This is a genomic window from Martelella sp. FOR1707 (assembly GCF_053484265.1).
This window is the reverse complement of record NZ_JBAKFP010000002.1, coordinates 196,686-222,366: the sequence shown is the minus strand read 5'-3', so window position 1 is coordinate 222,366 and position 25,681 is coordinate 196,686. Positions and strand designations below refer to the sequence as shown.

Here is a 25,681-nt window from a genome sequence, read left to right as displayed (position 1 = left end):
GTTTTGCGGTAGTCGCCTTCCGTGGCTGGCTAAAAAATGCGCACCCTGCAGCCGCCCTTCGCTCGACTGCAGCGCGGTCGCATGTGGCATGGCGGCTTGCTCCCTATATTCTCTCCCGCTGGCGGGAGAGATGCCCCGAAAGGGGCAGTGAGGGTGGTGCGGCGTTTCAAATCTTGATGGCGTTCGCGGTGAAAGTCTCCCCCTCACTGTCGCTTTCGCGACATCTCTCCCCGCCGGGGCGAGAAGATTGGGGGGCTATGCGGTGGGGTCGAGCGTATTGCCGAGCGCTGGGCCGAAAGTTCCACAACGACCCGACTGCACCTGGAAAGCCTCGGCACCCAAGGGCTTGTGGCGGAGGGGGCGCCGTTCGACCATGGCCAAAGCGGAGCTCTCGCTTAACCCAGCAGAACCCCCACTTATCGAGCCTCCCCGCAGCCCGCCGCTGTCGGCCCTGCCGCCGTGAGTTGACGCCAGTTAGGCTTCTGGTTATTTATGTTACGTTATAACATTTAATAGCTGAACGTAATCTTTCGTTTGGCATTCTCACGCATTGCAAGGACCTCTCCCCATGCTGCAATACAACGACACCCGCCTTCCCGTCACCGTGCTTTCCGGCTTTCTCGGCGCGGGCAAGACCACGCTGCTGAACCACATTCTCAACAATCGTGAAGGGCGGCGGGTCGCGGTGATCGTCAACGATATGAGCGAGGTGAATATCGATGCCGATCTGGTGCGCGAGGGCGGCGCCGATCTGTCGCGCACCGAGGAAACCATGGTCGAGATGACCAATGGCTGCATCTGTTGCACGCTGCGCGACGACCTTCTGACCGAGGTGCGGCGGCTGTCGGAGGAAAAGCGCTTCGACTATCTGCTGATCGAGGGAACCGGCATTGCCGAACCGTTGCCGGTGGCCGCGACATTTTCGTGGCGCGACGAGCGCGCCGAGAGCCTGTCCGATCTCGCCCGGCTGGACACCATGGTGACCGTCGTCGATGCGGTGAACCTGCTGCGCGAATATGGCGGCCATGAATTTCTGAAAAATCGCGGCGAGGTCGCCGGCGAAGGCGACGAGCGCACGCTGGTGGACCTGCATGTCGAGCAGATCGAATTCGCCGATGTCGTGGTCGTCAACAAGGTCTCCGACGTGAGCGCGGAAGAGCGCGAGAACGTCGTCAAGATTGTCCGCGCGCTGAACGCCGATGCAAAGATCATCGAGACGGATTTCAGCCGCGTCGATCTCGACGAACTGCTCGATACCCGCCTCTTCAGCGAGGATAAGGCCAGCCAGCACCCGCTTTGGGCCAAGGAGCTCTACGGCTTTGCCGACCATGTGCCAGAGACCGAGGAATACGGCATTTCAAGCTTCGTCTACCGGGCGCGCGCGCCGTTCGATCCGCTGAAATTCGATGCCTTCACGCGAATGAATTTTCCCGGCCTGATCCGCGCCAAGGGCCATTTCTGGCTGGCGACGCGGCCGGATTTCGCCGGCGAATTCTCGCTTGCCGGCGCAATCGTGCGCAGCGGTCCGCTGGGACGCTGGTGGGCAGCCGTGCCGGAGAGCCGCTGGCCCGACGCGCCTGACCTGCGCCGGATGATCGAGGATTGCTGGGACGCGGTCTATGGCGATCGCCGTCAGGAAATCGTCTTCATCGGCGCGGGCATGGACAAGGACGCGATCCGCGAGGCCCTCGACGACTGCCTGATCGACACCGGGCCCGGCTTCAACGAACGTGACTACGAATCGCTCACTGACCCCTTCCCGTCCTGGACGAGAGGTTGACGGGCTCTACCCCCACAGCACCGGGTCGGCCGGATGCATCACCGAGCCTTCGAAGCGGATCGCGTTGGCGCGGTCTTCGGCAAGCAGAAGCGGCCCGTCGAGGTCGACGAAGGCCGCGCCCTCGGCGACCAGCATGGCCGGCGCCATGGCAAGCGAGGTGCCGAGCATGCAGCCGATCATGATCTTAAAGCCCATGGCCTCCGCTTCCTGCTTCAGAAGCAGCGCCTCGGTCAGGCCGCCGGTCTTGTCGATCTTGATATTGATCGCGTCATATTTGCCCTTGAGATCGGCAAGCGAGGGGCGGGCATGACAGCTCTCGTCAGCGCAGACCGGCAGCGGCCTGTCGATATGGCGCAGCGCCTCGTCATCGCCGGCCGGCAGCGGCTGCTCCACCAGCGCCACGCCGAGACGCACGAGCGCAGGCGCAAGCGCCTGGTAGGCTTCCACGCTCCAGCCCTCATTGGCATCGACGATGATCGCGGCATCGGGCGCGCCCGCGCGCACAGCCTCGATGCGGGCAAGGTCGTCATCCGTGCCGAGCTTGACCTTCAAAAGCGGGCGATGCGCGTTCTCGGCAGCCTGGGCGCGCATCTTGTCCGGCTCGCCAAGCGAGATCGTGTAGGCCGTGGTCAGGGGGCCGGGCTTTTTGAGGCCCGCAAGCTGCCACACCGATGTGCCGTTGCTCTTGGCCTCGAAATCCCAGAAGGCGCAGTCGAGCGCATTGCGGGCAGCACCCGGTTTCATATGGGTCTGCAAGGCTTCGCGGCTAAGCCCGGCGCGGATTTCGGCCTCCAGCGACAGGATATCCGCGATTACGCCGTCAACCGTCTCGCCGTAGCGGGCATAGGGCACGGACTCCCCGCGCCCGGTATGCGCGCCATCGGTGAGCGTGACCGTCACCACGCGGATTTCGGTGCGGGAACCGCGCGAGATCGTGAAGGAGCCCGCGACCGGAAACACGTCCTCGCGGGCGGAGACGTAAAGTCCGGTCATAGCGCCGCCAGCGCGTCAGCCAGACGTTCGGCGCCGTGGCGGAACGGGTCGACCGTCGGCAGGCCCATGCGCTCTTCGGTCTGCCGGCAATATTCGAGTGCTTCCTCATCCGACATTGCCGAAGTGTTCAACGAGATGCCGACCACCTTGCAGTCCGGATTGACGATCCGCGCCATCTGCAGCGCCAGATCGCGCACGGCTTCGATGCTCGGAAGCTGATAGTCCGGCAGGCCGCGCATATGCGGCCGGTTGGGCTCGTGGCAGATCACCAGCGCATCCGGCTGGCCGCCATGGATCAGCGCCAGCGTGACGCCGGAATAAGAGGCGTGGAACAGGCTGCCCTGCCCCTCAATCAGATCCCAGTGGTCGGCGTCATTGTCCGGGGAAAGATATTCGATCGAGCCGGCCATGAAATCGGCGATCACCGCATCGAGCGGCACGCCGCCGCCGGTGATCAGAATGCCGGTCTGGCCGGTGGCGCGAAAGGTTGCCTTCATGCCCTTGTCGCGCATCGCCTTTTCCACGCAGAGCGCGGTGTACATCTTGCCGACCGAGCAATCCGTGCCGACCGCGAGCATGCGCTTGCCGGTCCGCTTCTTGCCGTTGGCGATCGGATATTGCACGGCGGGAATGCGAACATCATGGAGCGTACGGCCGAGTTCCCTGGCCTTGGCGGCAAGGTCGGCCTCGTTGCGCAGCAGGTTGTGGAGGCCGGAGGCGAGGTCGAGGCCCGCCTCCATCGCCTCGATCAGCACGCTCTTCCAGGCCGGCGAGATCACGCCGCCGCGATTGGCAACGCCGATCACCAGCGTCTTGACGCCCTTGTCCACGGCTTCCGCGATCGAAAGATCAGGCAGCTTCATGTCCGCCTTGCAGCCTTCAAGCCGCAACTGGCCGACGGCATATTCCGGACGCCAGTCCTTGATGCCCTGCGCCACCTTGGCGGCGAGCGCGTCGGGCGCATCGCCCAGAAACAGAAGATAGGGAGTTTCGATCATGTGCTTGACCACCCGGCTGTGAGAGAGAGTTGCGAGACGATATCGCGACGGGACGGTAGCGGTCAAGCTGGAGCGGCGAAAGTTTGCGCGAATTGACTAACGAAACGCAGGAAACGCGAATTGCGATAGCCTGAAATGTGATTTTGACGGATTTTTGGGGCTACAGCGCAAGGTAGAAGATTGACGCAAAGCTACCCCCGCGCCGAACGGCGCGGGGCCACGCCTCTCAATCAGCCGCGACCGAAATCGTCGACGATGCGGATGATGTCGTCCTCGCCGAGATAGGAGCCGGTCTGGACCTCGATCAATTCCAGCGTGATCTTGCCGGGATTGTAAAGCCGGTGGACGGCGCCGAGCGGAATGTAAATCGACTGGTTTTCGGTGAGCTGCTTCACGTCCTCGTCCACCGTCACCTCGGCCGTGCCCTTGACGATGATCCAGTGTTCGGCGCGGTGATGGTGCTTCTGCAGCGACAGCTTCTTGCCGGGCTTGACGAAGATGCGCTTGGCCTGGAAGCGCTCGCCCTTGATGATCGAGGTATAGCCGCCCCAGGGCCGGTAGGAGGTCGGGTGTTCCTCGGCCAGCGCCCGGGTTTCCTTGGCCCCCTTCAGCACCTTGACGATATTGCCGACATTCTGGCTGTCTTCGAGCTTGCCGACATAGACGGCATCCTCGGAGGCAATCACCGCCATGCCGTCGAGCCCCTGCATGGCGACATGCATGTCGCGCGAGATCACCAGCGAATTCTGCGTATCGAGAAGCGTCGCATCGCCGGAGACGACATTACCGCTGCCATCCTGCTCGCCGTCCTTCCAGATCGCGTCCCAGGAGCCGAGATCCGACCAGGTGAAGGCCGACGGCACGACGGCGGCCTCGCTGGTCTTTTCCATCACCGCATAGTCGATGGAAATATCGGGGCTCTGCGCAAAGGTTTCCTTGTCGAGACGGGTAAAATCGAGCTCGAGATCGCTCTCATCCTTCAGCACCGCCTGTTCGGCGAATTCGAACACCTCGGGGGCGTATTTTTCCAGTTCCCGGATCAGCACCGCAACCGGGAACATGAACATGCCGGAGTTCCAGGTGTAATTGCCGGCCGCCAGCATTTCCTCGGCCTTGTCCTGCGCGGGCTTTTCAACGAAGCGGGCAACCTTGCGGGCGCCGGAGGGAAGCTCCTCGCCGGCCTCGATATAGCCGAAGCCGGTGGCAGGTTCGGTCGGCTCGATGCCGAAGGTGACGAGCTTGCCGCTCTTGGCGGCCTCAAGCGCGGTATCGATCGCGCCGAAATAATCCGAGCCCGCATCGATCTCGTGGTCGGAGGCCAGCACCTGCATGATCGCGTCATCGCCGAAATTGGCGCGCACCATGGCGGCGGCGGCGGCAACGGCGGGGGCAGTGTTGCGGGCGATCGGCTCAAGAATGATGCCGGAGAGCTCGATATCCAGTTCGCGCGCCTGTTCGGCGGCAAGGAAGCGGAAGTCCTCATTGGTCAGGATGATCGGCGCTTCGTAGCGGTCGCTGTCCGACACACGTTCCAGCGTCTTCTGGTAAAGCGTCTTCGGGCCGAGAAAACGGATGAACTGTTTCGGCGCGGTGGCGCGCGACAGCGGCCACAGGCGCGTGCCCTTGCCGCCGGCCATGATGACGGGAACGATCTTGCTGCTCATATCGATAAATCTCCTAATGAATGAATCTAGAATAAGGGTCTGTTTAACGGGATTTGAAACCTTCGATCAGGGCGAGCCCCTGTTTCAGAAGTTCGCGCGCCTCACCGGCGCTCGCCGCCTCCACATAGCAGCGCATTTCCGGCGCGTTGCCGGAGGGGCGGAAATGGATGATGCGTCCGTCATCGAGCGTGACCCGCAGGCCGTCAATGTCGCTCTTGTCCGCAACCGTGCCGACCGGCGCGAGGAAATCGGCAAGATTGTCGTCGCTTTCACGCAGATGGTCCATCAACGCCGCGCTGCGCGCCTGCTCGAAATTCTTGATCCTGTCGGCATCAGCGACCGGGAGGCTGTAGGCTTTCGCGAGTTCGGAGAGCTTGCGCTTGTCGCGATGGGCAAGATAGAGCGCTGACAGCACGGGCAGGAAGCAATCGCGCGTCGGCAAGGCCGCAATCGTGTCGCCGGCAGGGCGGAAAGGCGAGGCCGTCAGCAAACCGCCATTGGCCTCGAACCCCATGACGCCGTCCTTGCCTTCGGCAATCGCCTTTTCCATGCCGGCGATGACAAAGGGCGATCCGACTTTTGTCCTGATCACCTCGAAATCGCCGTTCTTTTCGATGCCGGAATTGGACGTGACCGGGGTCACCACCACTTTCGCGCCGAGAAAATTTGCGGTCATCAGGCCGATCAGATCGCCGCGCAGCGGCGTGCCGGTCTCGTCCGCCACCAGCGGGCGGTCGCCGTCGCCATCAGCGGAAATGATGGCATCAAACCCGTGTTCTCCGGCCCAGCCCTTCAGAAGCTCCACCGTTTCCGGGGAAACTGCCTCGGTGTCGACAGGAATAAATTCCTCGGAAAAGCCAAGCGGCGTGACGTCCGCGCCGTAATGCTCGAGCACCGCGATAAACAGGTCGCGCGCCACCGTGGAATGCTGGTAGACGCCGACCTTCATGCCGGAAAGGGCCTCGTCGGGCAGAATGACGGTACAGCGCGCGCCGAAGCCGGCCAGCGCCTCGCTTGCCTCGTCCTCGCCCTCCGCGGATGTCTGCTCGATCGTGCCCTTGAGTTTTTCGGCAAAGCCGGAAATCGCCTGCTCGTCGTCCTTGGTGATCTCACCATCGGGAAGATAGAACTTGATGCCGTTGCGATCGGCCGGAATATGGGAACCGGTGATCATGATCGAGGCGGCCTTCCTCTTCTGGCCGTAAAAGGCGAGAGCGGGCGTCGGCAGCGCCCCGCAATCGACCGGTGTAAAGCCGGCGGCCGCGATCGCGCCCATGCAGTTGGCCGCTATCGCCGGGCTCGACTCGCGATAATCCTGACCCACGAGCACGACATCGCCTTTTTCGGCATAGCCCGCCTTTTGCAGATGATGACAGAAAGCCGCCGTGTAAAGAGAGGAAGGCTCCCCCAGGAGATCCGTTGACAGGCCGCGAAGGCCGCTCGTCCCGAATTTTACGCTCATCGATACTCTTTATCCCAGTCTTTGCGCCGCCGGGCAGAGGTCCCGACCGGCCGCCTTTCAAAACAATGGAGCGGCCTCGGCCACTCCGTTTCAGACAGTCTATCGCACGAACCCGTCGATTACCAAAAATCCTTGGATGAGACGTAGCTCATAGCAATGCCGCGCGGACGCGGCAATCTTCCGATGGCCTTGGCTTCAAAAAGCGCCAAACAGGTCAAGGCACCGCGAAAAGGCCTCGAAAGCTCAGAGTAGTACACTCAGCGCCAGCCTCATCAAGCACTGATCTGCATAGACGCTGACACTTTGACATCGACCAATGCCCGCCGCAAATCACCCTGCACTGTAACGAAAAGTTGTAGGCGTTCTCTCAAAAACGCCTGACACTTCAACCCTTTCCTGTCAAACTTCCGCTCCGAAACCCAGACGAACGCACCAAGGCATTCATCTGCCTTCATTTGAAATTCTAACGCCTCTCCTTCCACTTTGTTCCCCTCGCGCTCAGCGGAAGGAATTTAAAGCGGCAAAAAATCACGCCGGCGTGGAACCGATCGCCGAACCGGGACGTTTCGATGCGAAGCCGGAAGTCCTTGCACGTTCCCGGTACGGTGACTTATAGGTGTGCCCGGGCCGGGGATTGTCTGCCTGAGCGAGAATAAAAGAGCTTGAGCCTGTGGAACATTTGCCATCGGAAATTGTGGAGGCGATCAGGGACGAGGACCGTCTGAAGACGCTTTCGCAATCGATCATGCGCGCGGCGGAAGTCGACGAGAATTTCGTCGCTATCGTCGAAGCTGCGGCAAACCGCTTTTCCTGCCCGGCCGCCTTGATCCTGATTGCCGATTCTGACGAAAATTGGGTTCAGGCCGTTCATGGCATGATGGTCGATGACGTGCCCACCCGCTCGGGCCTGTTCGTCTACCCGATCGCGCTCAAGAAACAGCGGGCGCTGATCCTCAACAATCCCGAGACCCATGAGGAACTCGCCCGTTCGGTTCCCATGTTCGAGGGCAAGCGGGTGAAGTTTTTCGCCGGCGCTCCGATCCCGGTTCACGGCGTCAATGCCGGGGCCATCTGCATCATCGACGGCGAAAACCACCGCGACACCACTGAAGAGGATGCCGAAGCGCTGCGCCGACTGGCGAACCTGGCCGGCTCGCTTTATGAACTGAAGCACGCCGCGCGCGGCAAGGCTTCGGCCGATATCGCCCTTTCTCAATCGGAACGCCGCCATTCGATGGCGTTGCGGGCCGCGAATATCGCGACCTGGAGCTGGGACGGCATCAGCGAGACGGTTGAATGCGACAATGCCCTACGGGAAATGCTTGCGCTTTCACCCGATGAGCCGGTGACCTGCCGCCGGGTGCTCGGCGCCATTAACAAGGACATGCGCTTTTCCCTGATGCGCCGGTTCAAGGCGGCGCTTGACCGGGGCGAGGAATATCAAAGCGAATTCAAGGTGGATTCCACAGGCAAGTGGCTGCTTTCGCTGGGCGGCGCTTATGAAGATGCATTGCTCGAGGAGCGCAAGGGACCGGTGTTCGGCGTGGTGGTCGACATCAGCACCACCAAGGAAAGCGAACAGAAGACCCGGCTATTGCTGCGCGAACTCAACCACCGCGTCAAGAACACGCTGGCGATCGTGCAGTCGATTGCAGGCCAGACGCTGCGGCGCTCGCGGACCTCGGCCGAATTCAACATGTCGTTTTCCGGCAGGCTGCAGGCGCTTTCCGCCGCGCATACCCTTCTTTCCGACGAGCAGTGGGGCGCGATTGCGCTCGACCGGCTGCTGCGCTCGCAGATCGCCCCCTACAGCGACAGCTCGGGCCGTCAGGTGGATATTCACGGCAGCGCCGTCTATCTCGATCCCGACGAAGCGCTGGCGCTTGGTCTGGTCATCCACGAGCTTGCCAGCAATGCCGCCAAGTTCGGCGCGCTTTCGACCCGGGCCGGCGTTGTGGATATCACCGTCGCCTGCAAGGATGAGGGCGGCAACGCCCATCTGGAACTCGACTGGGTCGAGGTTGGCGGGCCGCGGGTGACCACCCCCGAGCAGCGCGGCTTTGGCTCCGTTCTGATAGAACGCAGCCTCGACAAGGTCATCGGCAGCAAGGTTGATGTGGACTATGCCGAAACCGGCCTCAAGGTCCACATTTCCATGCCGCTGCGCTACTGCTGAGCGAATATCAATTCAAATCAAGCCACCCGCCCGTTTTCCGGAACGCGGCGGGTTTATTTTTTTGCGCTCTTTTTTTCCAAAAAAGTCATCGCTCGGAGGAACAAGGGTCATCCGGGCACGTTTAATTGTCGTGAGCAAGGTGAGATAAAAGCAAATAATACAACTATTAAATCGCACCTAAATTGGAGCATTACAAGAAGAGAGGAGTATTGACATGCTTCGCAAGATTCTTTCGACCACCGCACTGGTAGCTGTTGTTTCCACGGGTGCAGCCTTTGCCCAGGACACCAACACCACCGAACCCATGAAACAGCCTGAAGCAAGCTCGGGCATGGAAAACGGCGCTTCGCCGATCTTCCCTGATCGTCAGGCTGCCGGCGAAGACGCCAAGAGCTTCTACGGCGCGACCGGCGAGCAGGTTCTCGCAAGTTCGCTGCTTGGCTGGCCGGTTTACGGCATGAGCGCCGAGACCCAGGAGCGCGAGCAGGTTGGCGACATCGCGGACATCGTGATGAACACCGACGGCACGGCCAATGCCGCCGTGATCGGCGTCGGCGGTTTCCTCGGCATCGGTGAAAAGGAAGTCGCGATTTCCTTCGATCGGCTGTCATGGGAGCCCGGTGAGAACGGCGCTTGGCTCAGCATCGACGCCACTCGCGAAGAGCTGGAATCCGCGCCGGAATTCGAATCCGACAATGAGAACCTGATGAAGGTCGGCCGCGCTCCGGCGCCTGAAGGCACCATGGCCGAGGGCTCAAACGATCTGGCCAACTCGGCGGGAACGGCTCTTGACGAAGCCGGCAATGCAACCGGAGAAGCCATGAATGATGTGGCAACCGGCCTCGGCACTGCCGCGGACGCCACCGGCAACGCCATGAACGACGTTGCTTCTAACGTGGACAACGCTGGCGATGCGATGCAGACCGACGGCACGATGGCTGAAAACCCGATGCTGGAAGGCATGAGCGAAGTCGACACCGCCTCGATCTCCTACGATGAGCTGGAAGGCGCGCCGGTTCTGGGCGCCGATGGCGACAATGTCGGCGAAATCTCGGACATCATCGTCTACGGCGACAATAATGAGAACGTCTTCGTCGTGGATGTTGGTGGGTTCCTCGGTATCGGCGAAAAGCCGGTCGCCATTGCGGCCGACTCGGCCACGGTCATGAGCGATGGCGACACCTATGTCGTCCAGACCAAGTATGACCGTGAGACGCTCGAAAACCAGCCGGAATATACCGAGCAGAGCCTGAACGACAATCCGGATGCCGTTCTTCTGAACTAATCCCGGTTTACAGTTCCTTGCAGAAAGCCCGTGATCTCGCGATCGCGGGCTTTTTCATGCCGGACGCCAGAGCCTGTCTGTCCCTCGAATGAGCAGCGGCGTGGCAAAACAGGCGTGAATATCGTCGACGGTCTCAGCATCGAAAGCGGCAAGCGCCTTACGGTGGCGCTCGGTCTGCAGCATGGCAGCGGCGATCGCCACGGGGCGCACGCCGCATTGCTTCAGGAGCGAAAGCCCCGCCAGGATCGACTTGCCCGAGGAGATCACGTCATCGACGAGCGCGACCCGCCTCCCCTCAAGCAGCGGCAGCATGCGCGGATCGATATAAAGCCGCTTCTGCTGGCCGGGCGTGGTGATGGAACTGACCGGCAGCGACAGCGCGTCCTCGTACCAGAACTTGCGCGAATTGCCGAGCGGCACATAGCGCGCATGGCCAAGCGCCTCGGCGACGGCAGCCGCCAGCGTGAGGCCAAGCGTCGGCAGGCCGACGATGATCTCGGGTTTCAGGGGCGCAAGCCGGGCGGCGAGATCGTCGGCAAGCGCTCTTGTAACCGAAAACGACGCCTGATTGATAATCAGCGAGGCAAGCCCCTCGCCGCTGTCTCCAAGCGGACGGATCGGCAGCAGAAGACGGCGGCCGTCGGCAAGCCGCGCGGTATAGGCGGCGTCATGAGCGACTTCATGGGCAGCATTATGGGCGGCCGTTTCAGCCGGAGCGGGCGGCAGCAATTCCTGCCAGAAATGATGGGGTTGCATGGCGGATGAAATCTCGAGGCTTGGCCAAAAACAGTCTTGCCCTCATCATTAGGCTTCGGTAGCCCTTTGAGGCAAGGGGGCGCTGTGCGCCGGTGCGCATTCACCGGCGCGCGATCTCGAAAAGCGGGGTTTTGATGATCCATCTCTACAAGGTCGGAGGGGCGAAGACGCCGATGTCTTCCACCGGCACGCCCGCGCCGCTTGATGACGACGTGATCTGGATCGACATGCTCGATCCGACCGAAGACGATATGCGCCACATCGAGGAGTTGCTCGGCGTAGTGCTGCCGACGCGCGAATCGCTGAAGGATATCGAACCCTCGAGCCGCTACTATACCGAGGGCGACGCTGTCTACATGACCGCCTCGGTCGTCATGAACGTGGATTTCGGCCTGGCCCACCTCACCGATATCGGCTTCATTCTCGCCGAGGGCAGGCTGATCACCATCCGCCATGCCGAGCCCAAACCGTTCTTCCTGTTTGCCGCCGACATGAAGCGGCTCGAGGTCGCGCCCGGTCAGGGCGCCAAGGTTCTGGCCTATCTGCTCGACACCATCGTGGACCGCACCGCCGAAATCCTGGAACTGGCTGTCGCCAAGATCGACAATATCTCGATCGCTGTCTTCGGAGAGGGCGCGCGCGGACGCAGACGCCCGCCGGCGGAACTGGAGGAACGGCTGATCGAGATTTCGACCTATCACCGCCTCGTCAGCAAGACCCGCGACAGCCTGACCACGCTGTCGCGGCTTGCGACCTATGTGCAGACGCTGCGCCGGGTGCGCGACGACAAGGCAACCAAGGACCTCTGCCGGATCGTCTCCCACGATATCCAGTCGCTCTCTGAGCATGCCGGCTTCGTGGCCTCCAACATAACCTTCCTGCTCGATTCCTCGCTCGGGCTGATCAATCTTGAACAGAACAACATCATGAAACTGTTCTCCGTGGTCTCGGTCGTGTTCGCCCCGCCGATGCTGATTGCCGGCATATACGGCATGAACTTCGACAAGATGCCGGAGCTGCACTTTTCGTGGGGTTATCCGGCCGCTCTCGGCCTGATGTTCCTGACCGGGGCGGCGGCGGTCGTCTGGCTGCGCAAGCGCGGCTGGCTGTAGCGCCGAATTACTCGCATTTACCGCAATGAAATCAGATATTTGCGGCTTGCGCCATTGATGCCGCCCCTTGTCTTGACTAGCATGGGCGCTAAAACTATGGTGCGGACCACTTGACCGGGCCTTTCCGCCGCTTTATCGCGTGGCCGGAGCCTTCTTGACGGGGACGCGCTCAAGGAGGGATGTCATGGCAGAAGACGGACAGGACGATCTGGAGGCCCGCCGCAAGAGGCTGGAATCCGAACTCGGCTCGCTGCGCAAGGACGAGGTTTCCGAACGGGCAAAGACGGCGGCCTCCGCCAAGGACCGCAAGGAGATGTCGAAGGGCCTCAAGCTTTCGAGCGAGTTCATGGCGGCGATCTTCGTCGGTTTCATGATCGGATACCTGCTTGATCGCTTCGCGGGGACAGGCCCCTGGGGATTGATTGTATTTATTCTCCTCGGATTCTGCGCCGGGGTATTGAATGTACTGCGCTCCGTGGGTTATGTGGCGGAGCCGGAAGACCGTATGAAAAAAGACGGCAAGTAAAGTTTTGGTTGCCGGCGGCTGAAAACGGCCGCAGGCAGGGCAAGAAGAGAGAGACTAGGTGGCAAACGATCCGACCCATCAATTTCAGATCCACAGCATCGTTCCGATCAATGTCGGCGGGCTGGACCTGTCCTTCACCAATGCTTCGCTGTTCATGGTGATTTCCGCCGGGGCCGCTGCGGGCTTCCTTTACCTGGCAACTGCCAAGCGCGGCCTTATTCCCTCGCGCACCCAGTCGATCGCCGAGCTTCTCTATGAATTCGTCGCCTCGATGCTGAGAGAGGGCGCGGGGACGAAGGGCATGGTGTTCTTCCCCTTCGTGCTGACGCTGTTCATGTTCCTGCTGACAGCGAACCTGATCGGCATGTTCCCCTATTTCTTCTCCGTCACCAGTCAGATCGTGGTCACCTTCTCGCTGGCGCTGATGGTGATGTGCGTGGTCGTCGGTTACGGACTTTACAAGCACGGCTTCCATTTCTTCAAGGTGTTCGTGCCATCCGGGGTTCCGGTGGCGCTGCTGCCGCTGGTGACGCTGATCGAGATCGTTTCGTTTCTCTCGCGTCCCATCAGCCTTTCCGTCCGTCTGTTCGCCAACATGCTGGCCGGCCACATCACGCTGAAGGTTTTTGCCGGTTTCGTGGTCTCGCTGATCTCGATCGGCACGATCGGCACCGGCGGCGCAATCCTGCCGCTCGCCATGACCGTGGCGCTGACGGCGCTGGAATTCCTGGTGGCCTTCCTGCAGGCCTACGTCTTTGCAGTCCTGACCTGCATGTATCTCAACGACGCCGTCAACGCGGGCGAGCACTAGGATAGAAAAGTCGCCGGCTTCGTCTGGACAGGCGGAACCGGCATCGCTATTAAGCCGCAACAACCCAATTCTTCTAAGGAGTTCTCATATGGAAGCGGAAGCAGCAAAGTTCATCGGCGCCGGTATTGCCTGCCTTGGCATGGGTGCAACCTCCATGGGCCTCGGCCGCATCTTCGGTGATTACCTCACCGGCGCGCTGCGCAACCCGTCCGCCGCCGACAGCCAGTTCGGCCGTCTGGTGTTCGGCTTCGCCGTTACCGAAGCGCTCGGCATCTTCTCGCTGCTCGTTGCCCTGCTCCTCCTCTTCGCCGTTTGATTTTTTGAACGGTCCGACTTTCGGTTGCGGCGCCTGGCCTGAGGCCGGCGCCGCGCCCCTTGTTGTCGAAGACCTTTGGAGGTGAGCATGTTTGTGACCCCGGCTTTGGCCCAGACGTCGCATGGTGCAGAAGAACAGCACACGGAAACCACGCTGGCCGAGGTGGAACATCACGAACAGCAGGTGTTCCCGCCCTTCGATTTCGCGACCTTCCCGTCGCAGATCCTTTGGCTGGCCATTACGTTCGGTCTCTTCTATCTGGTTATGAAGAAGGTGATCGTTCCCCGCGTCGGCTCCATTCTGGAAGACCGCCACGATCGCATTGCCCAGGACCTCGACGAGGCGGAACGCCTTCGCAGCGAGGCCGATGCCGCGATCAAGGCCTATGAAAAAGAACTCGCCGAAGCCCGCAACGAGGCCCGCAGCATTTCCGCCGCCGCCGCCGACAAGGCGCGCGCCGAGGCCGATGCCGAGCGCGAGCAGCTCGAAGCCGAGCTTGGCAAGAAGCTTGCGGCCGCCAATGAGCGCATCGCCGCAGTTCGCAACGAAGCGCTTCAGGAAGTCGGCGGCATCGCCGAGGAAACAGCCGCTCTGATCGTTACCCAGCTGATCGGCGGCCGGGTCGCCAAGGGCGACATCGAAAGCGCGGTTTCGACCGTCAGGGAGGGCTGAGCCCATGTCTCTCGATGCAACATTCTACGCCTTTGTCGGCCTGATCCTGTTCTTCATCGTCGTTGCCTATTTCAAGGTGCCCGGCATTCTGCTGCGCTCGCTTGATTCGCGCGCCGACGAGATTCGCGACGAGTTGGCGGAAGCCAAGCGCCTGCGCGAGGAAGCCCAGCACGTGCTTGCCGATTATCAGCGCAAGCGCCGCGAGGCCGAGGAAGAGGCCAAGGATATCGTTGCCGCCGCCGAGCGCGACGCAAAGGCGATCAAGGAAGAAGCCCGCCGCAAGACGGAAGAATATGTCGAGCGCCGGACCGCATTTTCCGAGCAGAAGATCCGTCAGGCCGAGCAGGAAGCCGTTGCCGCAGTGCGTGGCGCTGCCGTCGACGTTGCCGTCGATGCCGCGCGCATCGTTCTGGAAAAGAAGGCGACGCCTGCGGTTCGCTCCAAGCTGTTCTCGCAGTCGGTCGACGCGGTCAAATCCCGCCTGAACTGATCCGGCCGGGTTAAGTGTGAAAGACATTGGCAAGCGTTCCGGCGCTTGCCGTTTTTGTTTCTGGCGTCCGGTTGAACGATGGCAGGACGCCTCGAAAGAGGGCTGCAGACATGGCAAAGCGGATAGACGGCAAGGCGATCGCGGCGGATGTGATCGGGAAGGTCACGGCGGCAAGCGCCGCGCTGAAGGCGGAAAAGGGCATCGTGCCGGGGCTGGCTGTGGTCATCGTGGGCGATGATCCGGCAAGCCACACCTATGTCGCGGCCAAGGGCAGACGCGCCAAGGAATGCGGGTTTCACTCCGTCCAGGTCACCCTGCCGGCGGAAACCAGCCAGGCGGAACTGGAACAGGTTGTCCGCGAACTGAACGAGGATCCCGCGATCCACGGCATCCTGGTGCAGCTCCCCCTGCCCGGCCATCTCGACGAATTTCCCGTCATCCAGCTGATCCGTCCGGAAAAGGACGTGGACGGGCTTTCGATCGTCAATGCCGGCAAGCTTGCACTCGGCGACACCCAGACAGGCCTGATCTCGTGCACGCCCGCAGGCGCAATGGTGCTGATCCGCACCGTCCACGGCAACGATCTTTCCGGCCTAAACGCCGTCGTGATCGGCCGGTCCAATCTGTTCGGCAAGCCGATGGGCCAATTGCTGCTGCAGGCCAATGCCACGGTCACCATGGCCCATTCGCGTACCGCAGACCTGCCGGAAATCTGCCGCCGCGCCGATATCCTGATCGCGGCCACCGGAAGGGCGGAAATGGTGAAGGCCGATTGGGTGAAGCCCGGCGCGACGGTTATCGATGTCGGCATCACCCGCATACCCGCACCCGAGCGCGGCGAGGGCAAGACCCGCCTGATCGGCGATGTCGACTATGCCGCCGTCGAACCTCTCGCCGGCGCCATCACGCCGGTGCCCGGCGGCGTTGGCCCGATGACCATCACCATGCTGATGGCCAATACCGTGATCGCCGCCTGCCGCGACAATGGCGTGTCCGTTCCCGATTTCTGAGGCGAACCGCGGCCACCGGCCGTTTCCGCCCCGTTAAGTCGGAAAGGCTTTAGCTGAACGCCTTGAACGTCACCAGGGTGAAGGTGTCCTTCACGCCTTCAATCGTCTGCAGGTTGCTGGTGACGAAATGGCCGATATCGGCATCCTTGGCCAGATAGAACTTCGCAAGCAGATCGTAATCGCCGGAGGTCGAATAGATTTCGGAGGTTTCCTCAAGCGTGCGCACCACCAGATCGGCGACGTCATACGCCTGTCCGGGATGGCATTTGAACTGAACGAAAATCGTCTGCATCGGCTTTATCTACCCTCTTTGCGCATCATCATGGCATCGCCGCTTCGTGTATAGCACCAGCCGGCAGAGGGAGGCCAGATGGTTCGATGCGAGAGATTGACTATCACAAAAATAAAACTTAATTCCATTATACGTTATTTATTCTCTCAGGACCCACAGAGCGCTTCCGGGAAAGATGATGTGGTTTTGTCGCCGGCGGCATGAGAACCGATGGGAGACGACACATTTCCGGCACACGTAACCTGAGCGGAGATAATCTTCGGAACCGGCGCGCCAGAATTTAGTTTGGCGAATGAAACGGCCGGTCTATATGCATTGTAAGCGTCGACCGCGGCCTTTCAGTCACGGGCCGGCAGACGAAGGAAACAGGGAGTATACATCATGGCCATCGCAAAAGCGTTATCGGACAAACTCAAGAAGGCGGACCTCGCCGAGCCGCGCGCCTATATCGCCGGCGAATGGCGCGACACGGTGGACAGCGGCAAGACCTTCGATGTCGTGAACCCGGCCAACGGCGAGGTCATCGCCACGCTGCCCGACTGCGGCAAGGAAGAGGTCGAGGAGGCCGTCGCCGCCGCCTATGAGGCACAGAAGGTCTGGGCAAAGAAGACCGGCAAGGAACGCGCCCAGATCCTGCGCAAGCTCTACGACCTGATGGTCGAGAATGCCGATGATCTCGCCGTGATCCTGACTGCGGAAATGGGCAAGCCGCTTGCCGAGGCGCGCGGCGAAATCCTTTACGGCGCGGCCTATATCGAATGGTTCGGCGAGGAAGCCAAGCGCGCCTATGGCGACATCATTCCCGGCCATCAGGCCGACAAGCGGATCATGGTGATCCGCCAGCCGGTGGGCGTCGTCGGCGCGATCACGCCGTGGAACTTCCCGAACGCGATGCTGGCCCGCAAGATGGCCCCGGCGCTCGCCGCCGGCTGCTCGATCGTTTCCAAGCCCGCCCAGCAGACGCCGCTTTCGGCGCTGTCCATGGCGCTGCTTGCCGAGCGCGCCGGCCTGCCGAAGGGCCTGCTGTCGGTCGTCACCTCGACAAGTTCGTCCACCGTCGGCAAGGTCTTCAGCGAGGATGACCGGGTGCGCAAGATCACCTTCACCGGCTCCACCGAGGTCGGCCGCATCCTGATGCGCCAGGGCGCCGACCAGATCAAGAAGATGGGCCTCGAGCTCGGCGGCAATGCGCCGTTCATCGTCTTCGACGACGCCGATCTCGATGCGGCGGTCGAAGGCGCGATCGCGTCGAAGTTCCGCAATGCCGGCCAGACCTGTGTGTGCGCCAACCGACTTTACGTGCAGGCCGGCGTCTATGACGCATTCGCCGAAAAGCTTTCCAAACGCGTTGCCAGCCTCAAGGTCGGTTCCGGCATGGAGGACGGCGTCGAAATCGGTCCGATGATCGAAAAGGCGGCGGTCGAGAAGGTCGAGGATCACATTTCCGACGCAACCGCCAAGGGCGCCTCGGTCAAGCTCGGCGGCAAACCACATGAGCGCGGCGGCCTGTTCTTCGAGCCGACGGTGCTCACCGGCGTGACGCCGGAGATGAAGTGCGCGCGCGAGGAGACCTTCGGACCGGTGGCGCCGTTGTTCAAGTTCGAGACCGAGGACGATGTCGTCGCCATGGCCAACGACACGGAATTCGGCCTCGCCTCCTATTTCTTCTCGCGCGATGTGGCCAAGATCTTCCGGGTCGCCGAAGCGCTGGAATACGGCATTGTCGGCGTCAACACCGGCCTGATCTCCACCGAGGTTGCCCCGTTCGGCGGCGTCAAGCAGTCCGGCCTCGGCCGCGAAGGCTCCAAATACGGCCTCGATGACTATACCGAGCTGAAATATATCTGCCTCGGCGGCATCGCCTGAGGGCGGGCAACGCTCTGGTCGGGAGGTGACGAAGCCTCCCGCCTTCCCAGGCGTCATGCTCGTGCTTGACACGAGCATCCATGCCACGCGGAAAACGCCGCCTGGACCCTCGGGTCAAGCCCGAGGGTGACCCCGATTGGGGTTTGATCTCTTTAACAACCAAGGCCCCTTTCTACTTCTTGTCGCCCCTCACACCGGCGTCGCAATCGACCGGATTGCCGCTTCGACCCGCTCGCGCTCGGCCAGAAGCCGCGCCTCGGCCTCGTCCTGGCTGATGCGAACGAAGTGGAAGGGCTTGCCGGCCGGCATCTGCGCAAGGCGCGGCAGGTCGGCGGAAATCACCGTGGCGATCTTCGGATAGCCGCCGGTCGTCTGCCGTTCCGCCGTCAGCACCGTGGCAATGCCCGAGCCCGGCACCTGGATCGAACCGGCGGGCGTTGCATCGGAAATGATATCGTGGCCGCCGATGGCGCGCAGCAGCGGCCCGTCGAGCAGGCTCGCCATCCGGTCGCGCCGGCTGGAGACGGAGAACGGCTCGGTGAGAAGCAGCGCCCAGGCGTGGCCATCGAAGCGATCGTCCTGTGGCCCGGCAACGATCCGGATCGGACCTTGCGGGTAATGGAAGATCTCCGTCAGCCTTTGCGGCGGAGCTGGTTGGCTTTCGCCGAGCGGCAGCAGGTCGCCCTCGGCAAGCACCCTGCCCTCAAACCCGCCCATCGCGTTCCGGACATGGGTGGCGCGCGAGCCGAGAAGCTCCGGCACCGCAATGCCGCCCGAAAAGGCGATATAGCCCCAGATCGCCCCCCTCATCGGGCCGATCTCCAGCGTTTCGCCCGGCCGCAGCGCATGGCTTTCCCAAAGCGGCATGGCGCGCCCGTTGATCGTCAACTGCGCGGCGCCTCCGGTGACGGCCACCATGCAGGGCGCGGTGACGCGATAGCTACCGCCGAACTGAGCAAACTCCAGCGCCGCCGCGCCATCCTCATTGCCGACAAGCGCCTGCGCAATCCGAAAGGCCGCCTCGTCCATCGGCCCCGAAGGCGAGACGCCGGCGGCGAGATAGCCGGTGCGCGGCCGCGCCTGCACGGAAACCATGAGCCCGGCCCTGACGACCTCCAGCCTGTTCATGCCGCCTCCGGTTCTACAATGGCCTCGCCCGCAGCCGCGCGACGTTCCAGCGCCGCCATCTCGTCGACGCCGATCTCATAAAAGCGGATCGTGTCGCCGGCGCGGAAGAAGGAGGGGGCTGCGCGCTCCGGGTCGAAGAGGCGCAGCGGCGTGCGACCGATATAGCGCCAGCCGCTGGGCCCGGAAACCGAGTTGATCGCCGCCTGCGCGCCGCCAATGCCGACCGCGCCCGCCGCCACCTTCTGGCGCGGTACGGCGAGGCGCGGCGTATGTAGCGCCTCAGGCAGGCCGCCGAGATAGGTGAAGCCGGGCGCGAACCCGATCATGTAGACCCGGTAGTCAGCCCCGGTGTGAAGCGCGATCAGCTCTTCAGGACTGATATTCTTGATTTCGGCAAGGTCTGCGAGATCAAACGCGTCATCGCCCCGATAGCAGACCGGCACCCGGAAATGGCGCGCGGCGTTTTCCCCGCCTTCGGTGAGATGCTCCACCTGCTCGTGAAGCAGCGGCATCAGCTGTGCGCCGCGAATGCGGCCGGGATCGTAATAGACGAGCAGCGAACGATAGGTCGGCACGGTCTCGACAATGCCCTCCACCGGCCGCGCCTTCAAAGCGTCGGCGAGCGCGATCACGCGGGCATTGACGGCCGCGTCGATCCTGTCGTCGAATTCCACGGTCAAGGCCTGATCGCCGGCCGGCTTGATCGTCACCACTGTCCACTGCTCCAAGCGGCACCCGTTCGCCGGGCGCGCGCTCAGGCTATCAGCTTTCCACGGTTTCGCGAAAGACCTCGATCGTTCGCCGCGTCCCTTCCACAAGCGAGATGGCCGGCCAGTCGCCGAGAAAGGCGCGCAGCGGGGCGTTGTCCATGGTTTCCGGCACAGGCCGCGGATTATCCGCCACGGTGATCGCGGCGCCGGGCACGACCGCGCGGATTGCGTCGGCGACGTCGTGCATGGTCTCGATCTCGGTCGTCAGGTCGCTGACGACGGGCTCGCTTGCCGGCTTGTCGAGGCAGCGCAGGAATATCTCGGTCACCTCATCCACATGCTGGAAGCACATCTTGCCGGAAAACGGCAGCTCATAAGCCTCGCCCCGTGCCGCGGCCTGCATGGCAAGCGTGATCGCGGCAGTCTCGCCGCTGGTGCGGCCGGGACCATAGACGACATTCGGCCTCAGCCCGACCGAGCCGAGCCCGTGATCGAGGAAATAAACCTTCGATATCTCCTCGCAGCAATGCTTGAACACGCCATAGAGGTTCGCCGGCGAGGCCAGCGGGCCACGCGGGCGGGCGGCGAGCGAACTGGCATAGACCACGCGGTCTATCCCCGCCTTGACCGCCGCTTCGAGAATATTGATATGGCCGATGACATTGACCTTGGCGCCGAGCACCGGATTGGAGCGGCAGGCCGGGATGACGAGGGCCGCCAGATGGAGGATGGCGTCGACCCCGAAACGGGCGATCACCGCCTCGATCGCGCTCGACCGGGTGATGTCGCCTTCCACATAGGTGACGCCCGGCAAACGCGCCTCTTCCGGCGGCAGGTTGAGATCGAACACGATCACCGTGTCGCCGCGCTCAGCCAGCGCATCGGCAAGCGACTGCCCCAGAAAACCCGATCCGCCCGTGACCAGCACCGTCAGCGGCATGCGCTTTTCGTTGTGCCCGCTCATGATGCCATCCCCTGCCCGCCATTGACGTCCATCAACTGGCCGGTGATGAAGCCGGCCTCATCGGCAGCGAAGAAGGCGACGGCGGCGGCGACATCCTCAACCCTTCCGTTGCGGCGCACGGGAATGGCCTCCACCGCCTTTTGCCGCTCCTCCGGCGACATCCGCTCGCTCAAAAGCCGCTCGACCCGCGGCGTCAGGATCGCGCCGGGGCAGACCGCGTTGCATGTGACGCCATGGGGGCCGAATTCCTGCGCCATCTGCAAGGTCATCGACTGGATCGCGCCCTTGGCGGCGACATAATTCGCGCCGGTGAACAGGCTGCCATAGCGCCCGGCCTTGGAGCCGAGATTAATCACCCGGCCGAAGCCTGCCCTGACCATGCCCGGCAGGACATGGCGGCTGACGCGCACGGCCGCCGTGACGTTGAGCGCCATCACCCGCTCCCAGTCGTCATCGCTTTCCTCCAGAAAGGCCTTGGGCGTGTGCAGCGATCCGCCGGCATTATTGACCAGGATATCGAATGTCATGCCCTTGTCGGCAAACTCCGCCATCATCCGGGCGATGTCATCGCCATCAGTCAGGTCGCCGGCAATGAAGGCGGCGTCGCGCAGTTCGGGGGATTGGCGCGCCTTGTCGATCGCGTCCGGGCTGCGGTCTATGATGCCGACCCGCGCGCCCTCGGCGGCGAGCCTTGCCGCGATCGCCGCACCCAGCCCGTCCGCAGCACCCGTCACCAGCGCGGTTCTGCCTTTCACCCGTTCCATATATCCTCCCTTTGGCCATCCCTTTTGAATGAGGGATTGACCCGTATTAAAAATGGTACATAATACCACTATGCAGAACTTTTGGCATTCTGCCAACGGTTTTTGCGAGAGCTCCTGGCGGAGCGCGTGAATATTTGGGAGGAGATTCATGATGAAATCAGCCAAGGGGGGCGCTGGCCGCCTCGCATCCGTAATGGCAGTGGCCGCGACATTTGTCGCCTTCACCGGCGGCGCCGAGGCCCAGTCCAACCGACCTGTCACCGTTGTCGTTCCGTTTGCCGCCGGCGGCGGCACCGACATCACCACCCGCGCCATGCAGGAAGGCATGTCGGAATCGCTCGGCGTCAACGTCGCGGTGAAGAACACCGCAGGCGCCGGCGGCACGATCGGCGTTGGCGAGGTTGCCCGCGCAAGGGCGGACGGCACTACGCTCGGCATGGCCCCGGTCGGCCCGCTGACCACCCAGCCGCATCTGCGCAAGCTGCCCTATGACGTCGACAGCTTCGACTATATCTGCCTCGCCTATTCGGCGCCGACGGTGATCGCGGTCGGAAAGGATGCCCCCTTCGACAACCTCGAAGACCTCGTCAAATATGCCAAGGAAAACCCGGAAGGGGTAACCTTCGCCGTGCAGGCGATCGGCTCGATCCCGCATATCGCCGGTCTGGCGCTTGAAGATGCCGCCGGCATCAAGATGACCTATCTGCCGGTCGACGGCGATGGTCCCGCGCTGAAGGCGCTGCTTGACGGGACCGCCGACGTGTTCATCCCCCACGTGTCCTTCTACACCAGCAATGCGGACCAGCTGAAATCGCTGGCGCTGCTTGCCAAGGACAAGCTTGCCGAACAGCCGAATCTGGTCACGGCCGCCGAGCAGGGCTACAATCTCGACTTCCCGATCTGGGGCGGTCTGGTCGCGCCGAAAGGGCTTGAAGCCGCCGACATCACCAGGCTGGAAACCTCCTGCAAGGCAGCGATCGATTCCGCGCCCTTCCAGGAGCGGATGGAGGCGGTCAAGCAGCCGATCGCCTACATGAATTCGGCCGATTTCGACGCTTTCGTTCACGAAAAATACGAAACCAACCGCAAGCTGCTCGAAAAGGCCGGGCTTCTGGCAAACTGATCGGCTGACGGCTGCCGCGGTTTGCGGCAGCCGTCCCGGAAAGACCGCAGTTTCTGAAGACGACGAAAATACGGTATCTATCGTTTTGCGGTTCCGGCAGGCCAGCGCCCGCCGGCGCCATCTTTGTCACGTCGAGACAGGCTTGGAGGAAGCATGGACGACCGGCAGATCAGCGACGGCAAGGTGTCACGGGCAGCGCGCCTCAGCGAGGCCGCGATCATCGGCGCGCTTGCGCTCCTTGTCCTCGTGTTCTTCATCCAGACCTTCGAGGAAATCAGCGCCTTTGCCCGCGCGAGCCAGGGTCGGGGCCCGTTTTTCTTTCCGCGCTTCGTGCTTGGCGTCATGGCGCTGCTGATCGCGCTTTTGATCCTGCTGTTGCCGGGCGCGCGCCATCGCGGTTCGGAACTGCCGGCGCTCAAGCCATCGCTGCGCATGCTGGCGCTGATGGCGGCAACGGCGGGCTATTGCGCCGCGATGCCGGTGATCGGGTTTCTCGCATCCAGCATCGTCTTCGCGATCGTGGTTCCCGCCATTTTGGGGCGGCGCGATATTCTTGTGCTCGCCGCCGTCGCGGTCAGCTATTCGCTCGCCGTCTGGTTCCTGTTCGAGCGGGTGTTCCTGATTCTTCTGCCCGGCTTTTCATGGCCGTGGTGACCTCGTCAAACCGTTAGCCAGGGACGTTTCATGGACCTCATAGTTTCGGCCGCAACCCAGATCGCGACACCGCTCACGCTTCTGGCCATCATCGCGGGAACGCTGGTGGGCGTGATTGTCGGCGTCCTGCCGGGGCTCGGCTCGGTGATCGGCCTTACCATGGTGCTGCCCTTCACCTTCTCCATGCCGCAGATACCGGCGATCGCGCTGATGCTCGGCGTCTATTGCGGCTCGGTCTATGGCGGCTCGATTACCGCGATCGTGCTCAACACCCCCGGCACCCCGCAATCTGCGGCGACCGCGCTCGAGGGGTTTCCGATGGCCCAGCGCGGCGAGGCCGATCTGGCGATCGGCTGGGTCACGACCGCCTCCACCATTGGCGGGCTGTTCTCGGTGCTGGTGTTCGTGCTGGCGGGCCCCTCGCTTGCGGCCTTTTCCCTGCAGTTCACGCCGATCGAGTATTTCGCGCTCGGCCTGTTCGCGATGACCTGCATCGCCGGCGTCTCCTCCGGTAACCTCTTGAAGGGGCTCGCCGCGGGCGCGCTTGGCGTGCTGCTTGCCACCGTCGGCAATGATCCGGTCACCGGCGATTTGCGCTTCACCTTCGACAGTTTCCAGCTTTCCGCCGGCATCGGCCTCATTCCGGTCATCGTCGGCCTGTTCGCCTTTTCGGAAATGTTCATGCGGGTGCTGACCATCGATCGCGACGGGCCGCCGCCCGAGCAGATGCGGGTCGGCTTCCGCATGCCGCCGCTTGCCGCCTGGAAGGGCCGTCTCGGCATGCTGCTGCGCGGCTCGCTGATCGGCTCCTTCGTCGGCGCGCTGCCGGGCACGGGCGCCGCCACCTCCGCCTTCATCGCCTATTCGGAGGCCCGGCGCGCTTCCAAACGCAAGGACAACTTCGGCAAGGGCGAACCCGATGGGTTGATTGCCTGCGAAAGCGCCAACAATGCCGTCACCGGCTCGGCGCTGGTGCCAACGCTCTCGCTTGGCATTCCCGGCGATCCGGTGACCGCCGTCATGCTCGGCGCGCTGGTGGTTCAGGGCATTGCGCCGGGCCCCCAGCTTTTCGCCAATCATCTCGACCTGATCTATGCAATCTTCTTCTGCCTGATCATCGTCAATCTGGCGATGTTTGCGATCGGCGCGCTCGGCGCATCGCTGTTCACCCGCGTGCTGCGCATTCCCGAACCGATCCTGATCGGCCTGATCCTGATCATCGCCACCGTCGGCGCCTATGGCGTCAACGGCAATCCGTTCGACGTCTGGGTGGCGTTCATCGCCGGTGTCGTCGGCGTGGTGCTGCGGCATTTCCGCTTCCCCGTCGCCCCGATCGTGATCGGCATGGTGCTGCAGCCGACCATCGAACTATCCCTGCGCCAGGGCCTGATCCTGACTCACGGCAATTTCTGGGCGTTCTTCGAGCGCCCGATCGCCGCTATCCTGTTCGTCATCACCGCGCTGACGCTCTGCTGGCCGCTGCTGCGCAAGGGGTATGCCCGGGTCAAGCGCTAAGACCTATTACGCCGGCCTTCTCTTCACCGTTGCAGGGCACTGCAATCCGGCAGGCGCTCGATGCCGCGGGCGGCCAGCAGCGCGCCAAACTTCGCGTTCTTCAACAGCGGAACCGCCGGCTCGCCGGGCCGGAGCGTGAGCGCGACATCCACGGCCATATCGGAAAGATCCGCGCCGCCACCAACACAGCGTGCCGTGAAGGAAACGGAAAACGCGCCCTTGCCTTCAACGCCGACCTCTCTGTCCTTCCTGATCTCAGACAACAGCGTCGACATGCGTTCTGCCTCATCGGGCGCAAGCACGAGCTCGACCGTATCGCGGTCGGGCGCAGCGAAGAGGCGGCGGGCGACCCGCAGGCCCGCCTGCTCCTCCAGCGCCGCCCGCCCCGGAACGGCCCAACTGAGCGAAAGGGCGAGATCGCCATCTTCCACCCGCAAGGCCTTCGGCTTGGTCAATGCGACGACAAGCGCATCGGGATCGGCATCGAGCGGGGAAGCGGCCTCAAGCGCTCCCGGCGCAACGCCGCCCATGGTGGAACACGCAGCCGGAAGCGCCAGGATTGCGCAACAGAAGGCGCGAAGCAAAAAATGTCGAACCATGAAACCCCTCTCGAT

25 protein-coding genes are annotated in these 25,681 nt (G+C 62.7%); 14 read left to right on the top strand and 11 right to left on the bottom strand.

Annotation, left to right across the window (positions count from 1 at the left end; genetic code table 11):
* Positions 1-571: 571 nt before the first annotated feature.
* A complete protein-coding gene (locus V6765_RS04905) occupies positions 572-1,780 on the top strand; it encodes a GTP-binding protein (RefSeq protein WP_448427581.1) in 1,209 nt (402 codons plus the stop codon).
* 6 nt (positions 1,781-1,786) lie between these two features.
* Here V6765_RS04905 and dgcA read toward each other — a convergent pair whose 3' ends face one another.
* The 4 genes from dgcA to V6765_RS04885 all read right to left on the bottom strand — a co-directional run bounded on the left by dgcA (position 1,787) and on the right by V6765_RS04885 (position 6,897).
* Entirely contained in the window at positions 1,787-2,773 is a 987-nt protein-coding gene (gene dgcA, locus V6765_RS04900; protein ID WP_448426956.1) for an N-acetyl-D-Glu racemase DgcA, read from the bottom strand.
* Positions 2,770-3,771 (bottom strand): N-acetyltransferase DgcN, encoded by a 1,002-nt coding sequence (dgcN, locus tag V6765_RS04895; RefSeq protein ID WP_448426955.1) that lies wholly within the window; start codon positions 3,769-3,771, stop codon positions 2,770-2,772. Before dgcN ends, dgcA begins: the two co-directional genes overlap by 4 nt.
* Before the next feature lie 230 nt (positions 3,772-4,001).
* Positions 4,002-5,435: a mannose-1-phosphate guanylyltransferase/mannose-6-phosphate isomerase gene (locus V6765_RS04890; RefSeq protein ID WP_448426954.1), complete on the bottom strand. Its 1,434-nt coding sequence runs from the start codon at positions 5,433-5,435 to the stop codon at positions 4,002-4,004.
* Positions 5,436-5,478: 43 nt separating this feature from the next.
* The gene (locus V6765_RS04885) at positions 5,479-6,897 is read right to left on the bottom strand and encodes a phosphomannomutase (protein WP_448426952.1); all 1,419 of its coding nucleotides are present in this window, start codon (positions 6,895-6,897) and stop codon (positions 5,479-5,481) included.
* 670 nt (positions 6,898-7,567) lie between these two features.
* On the opposite strand from V6765_RS04885, the gene V6765_RS04880 reads away from it, so the two are divergent.
* On the top strand, positions 7,568-9,073 hold the full coding sequence (locus V6765_RS04880) for an HWE histidine kinase domain-containing protein (protein ID WP_448426951.1): 1,506 nt from the start codon (positions 7,568-7,570) through the stop codon (positions 9,071-9,073).
* A 214-nt stretch (positions 9,074-9,287) separates the two neighbouring features.
* A complete protein-coding gene (locus V6765_RS04875) occupies positions 9,288-10,358 on the top strand; it encodes a PRC-barrel domain-containing protein (protein WP_448426949.1) in 1,071 nt (356 codons plus the stop codon).
* Positions 10,359-10,412: 54 nt separating this feature from the next.
* Here V6765_RS04875 and V6765_RS04870 read toward each other — a convergent pair whose 3' ends face one another.
* Entirely contained in the window at positions 10,413-11,114 is a 702-nt protein-coding gene (locus tag V6765_RS04870; RefSeq protein WP_448426947.1) for a phosphoribosyltransferase, read from the bottom strand.
* 134 nt (positions 11,115-11,248) lie between these two features.
* On the opposite strand from V6765_RS04870, the gene V6765_RS04865 reads away from it, so the two are divergent.
* From V6765_RS04865 to folD, 7 genes are all read left to right on the top strand, one after another.
* Positions 11,249-12,226: a magnesium transporter CorA family protein gene (locus V6765_RS04865; RefSeq protein WP_448426945.1), complete on the top strand. Its 978-nt coding sequence runs from the start codon at positions 11,249-11,251 to the stop codon at positions 12,224-12,226.
* 184 nt (positions 12,227-12,410) lie between these two features.
* Positions 12,411-12,752, top strand: coding sequence for an AtpZ/AtpI family protein (locus tag V6765_RS04860; RefSeq protein WP_448426943.1), 342 nt, complete (start codon positions 12,411-12,413; stop codon positions 12,750-12,752).
* A 58-nt stretch (positions 12,753-12,810) separates the two neighbouring features.
* A complete protein-coding gene (locus V6765_RS04855) occupies positions 12,811-13,563 on the top strand; it encodes a F0F1 ATP synthase subunit A (RefSeq protein ID WP_230720225.1) in 753 nt (250 codons plus the stop codon).
* An 88-nt stretch (positions 13,564-13,651) separates the two neighbouring features.
* Positions 13,652-13,879, top strand: coding sequence for a F0F1 ATP synthase subunit C (locus V6765_RS04850; protein WP_018063478.1), 228 nt, complete (start codon positions 13,652-13,654; stop codon positions 13,877-13,879).
* Between the two features lie 87 nt (positions 13,880-13,966).
* Positions 13,967-14,551, top strand: coding sequence for a F0F1 ATP synthase subunit B (locus V6765_RS04845; RefSeq protein ID WP_448426941.1), 585 nt, complete (start codon positions 13,967-13,969; stop codon positions 14,549-14,551).
* Between the two features lie 4 nt (positions 14,552-14,555).
* Complete coding sequence (locus V6765_RS04840) at positions 14,556-15,041, top strand: F0F1 ATP synthase subunit B (protein ID WP_230720227.1); 486 nt, start codon at positions 14,556-14,558, stop codon at positions 15,039-15,041.
* Positions 15,042-15,151: 110 nt separating this feature from the next.
* Positions 15,152-16,051: a bifunctional methylenetetrahydrofolate dehydrogenase/methenyltetrahydrofolate cyclohydrolase FolD gene (gene folD, locus V6765_RS04835; RefSeq protein ID WP_448426939.1), complete on the top strand. Its 900-nt coding sequence runs from the start codon at positions 15,152-15,154 to the stop codon at positions 16,049-16,051.
* 49 nt (positions 16,052-16,100) lie between these two features.
* On the opposite strand, the gene V6765_RS04830 is transcribed toward folD, so the two are convergent.
* Positions 16,101-16,343, bottom strand: a complete 243-nt coding sequence (locus V6765_RS04830) for an Lrp/AsnC family transcriptional regulator (RefSeq protein ID WP_230720229.1) — start codon at positions 16,341-16,343, stop codon at positions 16,101-16,103.
* Between the two features lie 381 nt (positions 16,344-16,724).
* Here V6765_RS04830 and V6765_RS04825 point away from each other — a divergent pair, with 381 nt between their 5' ends.
* Positions 16,725-18,209, top strand: a complete 1,485-nt coding sequence (locus V6765_RS04825; RefSeq protein ID WP_448426937.1) for an NAD-dependent succinate-semialdehyde dehydrogenase — start codon at positions 16,725-16,727, stop codon at positions 18,207-18,209.
* A 189-nt stretch (positions 18,210-18,398) separates the two neighbouring features.
* Here V6765_RS04825 and V6765_RS04820 read toward each other — a convergent pair whose 3' ends face one another.
* Genes V6765_RS04820 through V6765_RS04805 form a run of 4 tightly spaced genes read right to left on the bottom strand, consistent with a single transcriptional unit; the run spans position 18,399 to position 21,775 of the window.
* Complete coding sequence (locus tag V6765_RS04820) at positions 18,399-19,337, bottom strand: 5-oxoprolinase subunit C family protein (RefSeq protein WP_448426935.1); 939 nt, start codon at positions 19,335-19,337, stop codon at positions 18,399-18,401.
* Positions 19,334-20,050: a 5-oxoprolinase subunit PxpB gene (pxpB, locus tag V6765_RS04815; RefSeq protein ID WP_448426933.1), complete on the bottom strand. Its 717-nt coding sequence runs from the start codon at positions 20,048-20,050 to the stop codon at positions 19,334-19,336. Before pxpB ends, V6765_RS04820 begins: the two co-directional genes overlap by 4 nt.
* Before the next feature lie 49 nt (positions 20,051-20,099).
* Positions 20,100-21,011 carry an NAD-dependent epimerase/dehydratase family protein gene (locus V6765_RS04810; protein WP_448426931.1) on the bottom strand — a complete coding sequence of 304 codons (912 nt, stop codon included), beginning with the start codon at positions 21,009-21,011 and terminating at the stop codon, positions 20,100-20,102.
* A complete protein-coding gene (locus tag V6765_RS04805; RefSeq protein ID WP_448426929.1) occupies positions 21,008-21,775 on the bottom strand; it encodes an SDR family NAD(P)-dependent oxidoreductase in 768 nt (255 codons plus the stop codon). Before V6765_RS04805 ends, V6765_RS04810 begins: the two co-directional genes overlap by 4 nt.
* Positions 21,776-21,926: 151 nt before the next feature.
* On the opposite strand from V6765_RS04805, the gene V6765_RS04800 reads away from it, so the two are divergent.
* From V6765_RS04800 to V6765_RS04790, 3 genes are all read left to right on the top strand, one after another.
* Positions 21,927-22,898, top strand: coding sequence for a Bug family tripartite tricarboxylate transporter substrate binding protein (locus V6765_RS04800; protein ID WP_448426927.1), 972 nt, complete (start codon positions 21,927-21,929; stop codon positions 22,896-22,898).
* Between the two features lie 153 nt (positions 22,899-23,051).
* Entirely contained in the window at positions 23,052-23,552 is a 501-nt protein-coding gene (locus tag V6765_RS04795; protein ID WP_448426925.1) for a tripartite tricarboxylate transporter TctB family protein, read from the top strand.
* A 30-nt stretch (positions 23,553-23,582) separates the two neighbouring features.
* Entirely contained in the window at positions 23,583-25,067 is a 1,485-nt protein-coding gene (locus V6765_RS04790; protein ID WP_448426923.1) for a tripartite tricarboxylate transporter permease, read from the top strand.
* A gap of 23 nt (positions 25,068-25,090) precedes the next feature.
* Here V6765_RS04790 and V6765_RS04785 read toward each other — a convergent pair whose 3' ends face one another.
* On the bottom strand, positions 25,091-25,666 hold the full coding sequence (locus tag V6765_RS04785; RefSeq protein WP_448426922.1) for a hypothetical protein: 576 nt from the start codon (positions 25,664-25,666) through the stop codon (positions 25,091-25,093).
* Positions 25,667-25,681 lie beyond the last annotated feature (15 nt).

Bases quoted from the DNA above. Each gene is read 5' to 3' on its own strand.
- V6765_RS04845 (WP_448426941.1), top strand. From the start codon at position 13,967: ATGTTTGTGACCCCGGCTTTGGCCCAGACGTCGCATGGTGCAGAAGAA.
- V6765_RS04830 (WP_230720229.1), bottom strand. From the start codon at position 16,343: ATGCAGACGATTTTCGTTCAGTTCAAATGCCATCCCGGACAGGCGTAT.
- V6765_RS04890 (WP_448426954.1), bottom strand. From the start codon at position 5,435: ATGAGCAGCAAGATCGTTCCCGTCATCATGGCCGGCGGCAAGGGCACG.
- V6765_RS04800 (WP_448426927.1), top strand. From the start codon at position 21,927: ATGAAATCAGCCAAGGGGGGCGCTGGCCGCCTCGCATCCGTAATGGCA.
- dgcA (WP_448426956.1), bottom strand. From the start codon at position 2,773: ATGACCGGACTTTACGTCTCCGCCCGCGAGGACGTGTTTCCGGTCGCG.
- V6765_RS04825 (WP_448426937.1), top strand. From the start codon at position 16,725: ATGGCCATCGCAAAAGCGTTATCGGACAAACTCAAGAAGGCGGACCTC.
- V6765_RS04865 (WP_448426945.1), top strand. From the start codon at position 11,249: ATGATCCATCTCTACAAGGTCGGAGGGGCGAAGACGCCGATGTCTTCC.
- V6765_RS04885 (WP_448426952.1), bottom strand. From the start codon at position 6,897: ATGAGCGTAAAATTCGGGACGAGCGGCCTTCGCGGCCTGTCAACGGAT.
- V6765_RS04860 (WP_448426943.1), top strand. From the start codon at position 12,411: ATGGCAGAAGACGGACAGGACGATCTGGAGGCCCGCCGCAAGAGGCTG.
- V6765_RS04795 (WP_448426925.1), top strand. From the start codon at position 23,052: ATGGACGACCGGCAGATCAGCGACGGCAAGGTGTCACGGGCAGCGCGC.
- V6765_RS04840 (WP_230720227.1), top strand. From the start codon at position 14,556: ATGTCTCTCGATGCAACATTCTACGCCTTTGTCGGCCTGATCCTGTTC.
- folD (WP_448426939.1), top strand. From the start codon at position 15,152: ATGGCAAAGCGGATAGACGGCAAGGCGATCGCGGCGGATGTGATCGGG.
- V6765_RS04785 (WP_448426922.1), bottom strand. From the start codon at position 25,666: ATGGTTCGACATTTTTTGCTTCGCGCCTTCTGTTGCGCAATCCTGGCG.
- V6765_RS04820 (WP_448426935.1), bottom strand. From the start codon at position 19,337: ATGAACAGGCTGGAGGTCGTCAGGGCCGGGCTCATGGTTTCCGTGCAG.
- V6765_RS04790 (WP_448426923.1), top strand. From the start codon at position 23,583: ATGGACCTCATAGTTTCGGCCGCAACCCAGATCGCGACACCGCTCACG.
- V6765_RS04875 (WP_448426949.1), top strand. From the start codon at position 9,288: ATGCTTCGCAAGATTCTTTCGACCACCGCACTGGTAGCTGTTGTTTCC.
- V6765_RS04810 (WP_448426931.1), bottom strand. From the start codon at position 21,011: ATGAGCGGGCACAACGAAAAGCGCATGCCGCTGACGGTGCTGGTCACG.
- V6765_RS04870 (WP_448426947.1), bottom strand. From the start codon at position 11,114: ATGCAACCCCATCATTTCTGGCAGGAATTGCTGCCGCCCGCTCCGGCT.
- V6765_RS04805 (WP_448426929.1), bottom strand. From the start codon at position 21,775: ATGGAACGGGTGAAAGGCAGAACCGCGCTGGTGACGGGTGCTGCGGAC.
- dgcN (WP_448426955.1), bottom strand. From the start codon at position 3,771: ATGATCGAAACTCCCTATCTTCTGTTTCTGGGCGATGCGCCCGACGCG.
- V6765_RS04850 (WP_018063478.1), top strand. From the start codon at position 13,652: ATGGAAGCGGAAGCAGCAAAGTTCATCGGCGCCGGTATTGCCTGCCTT.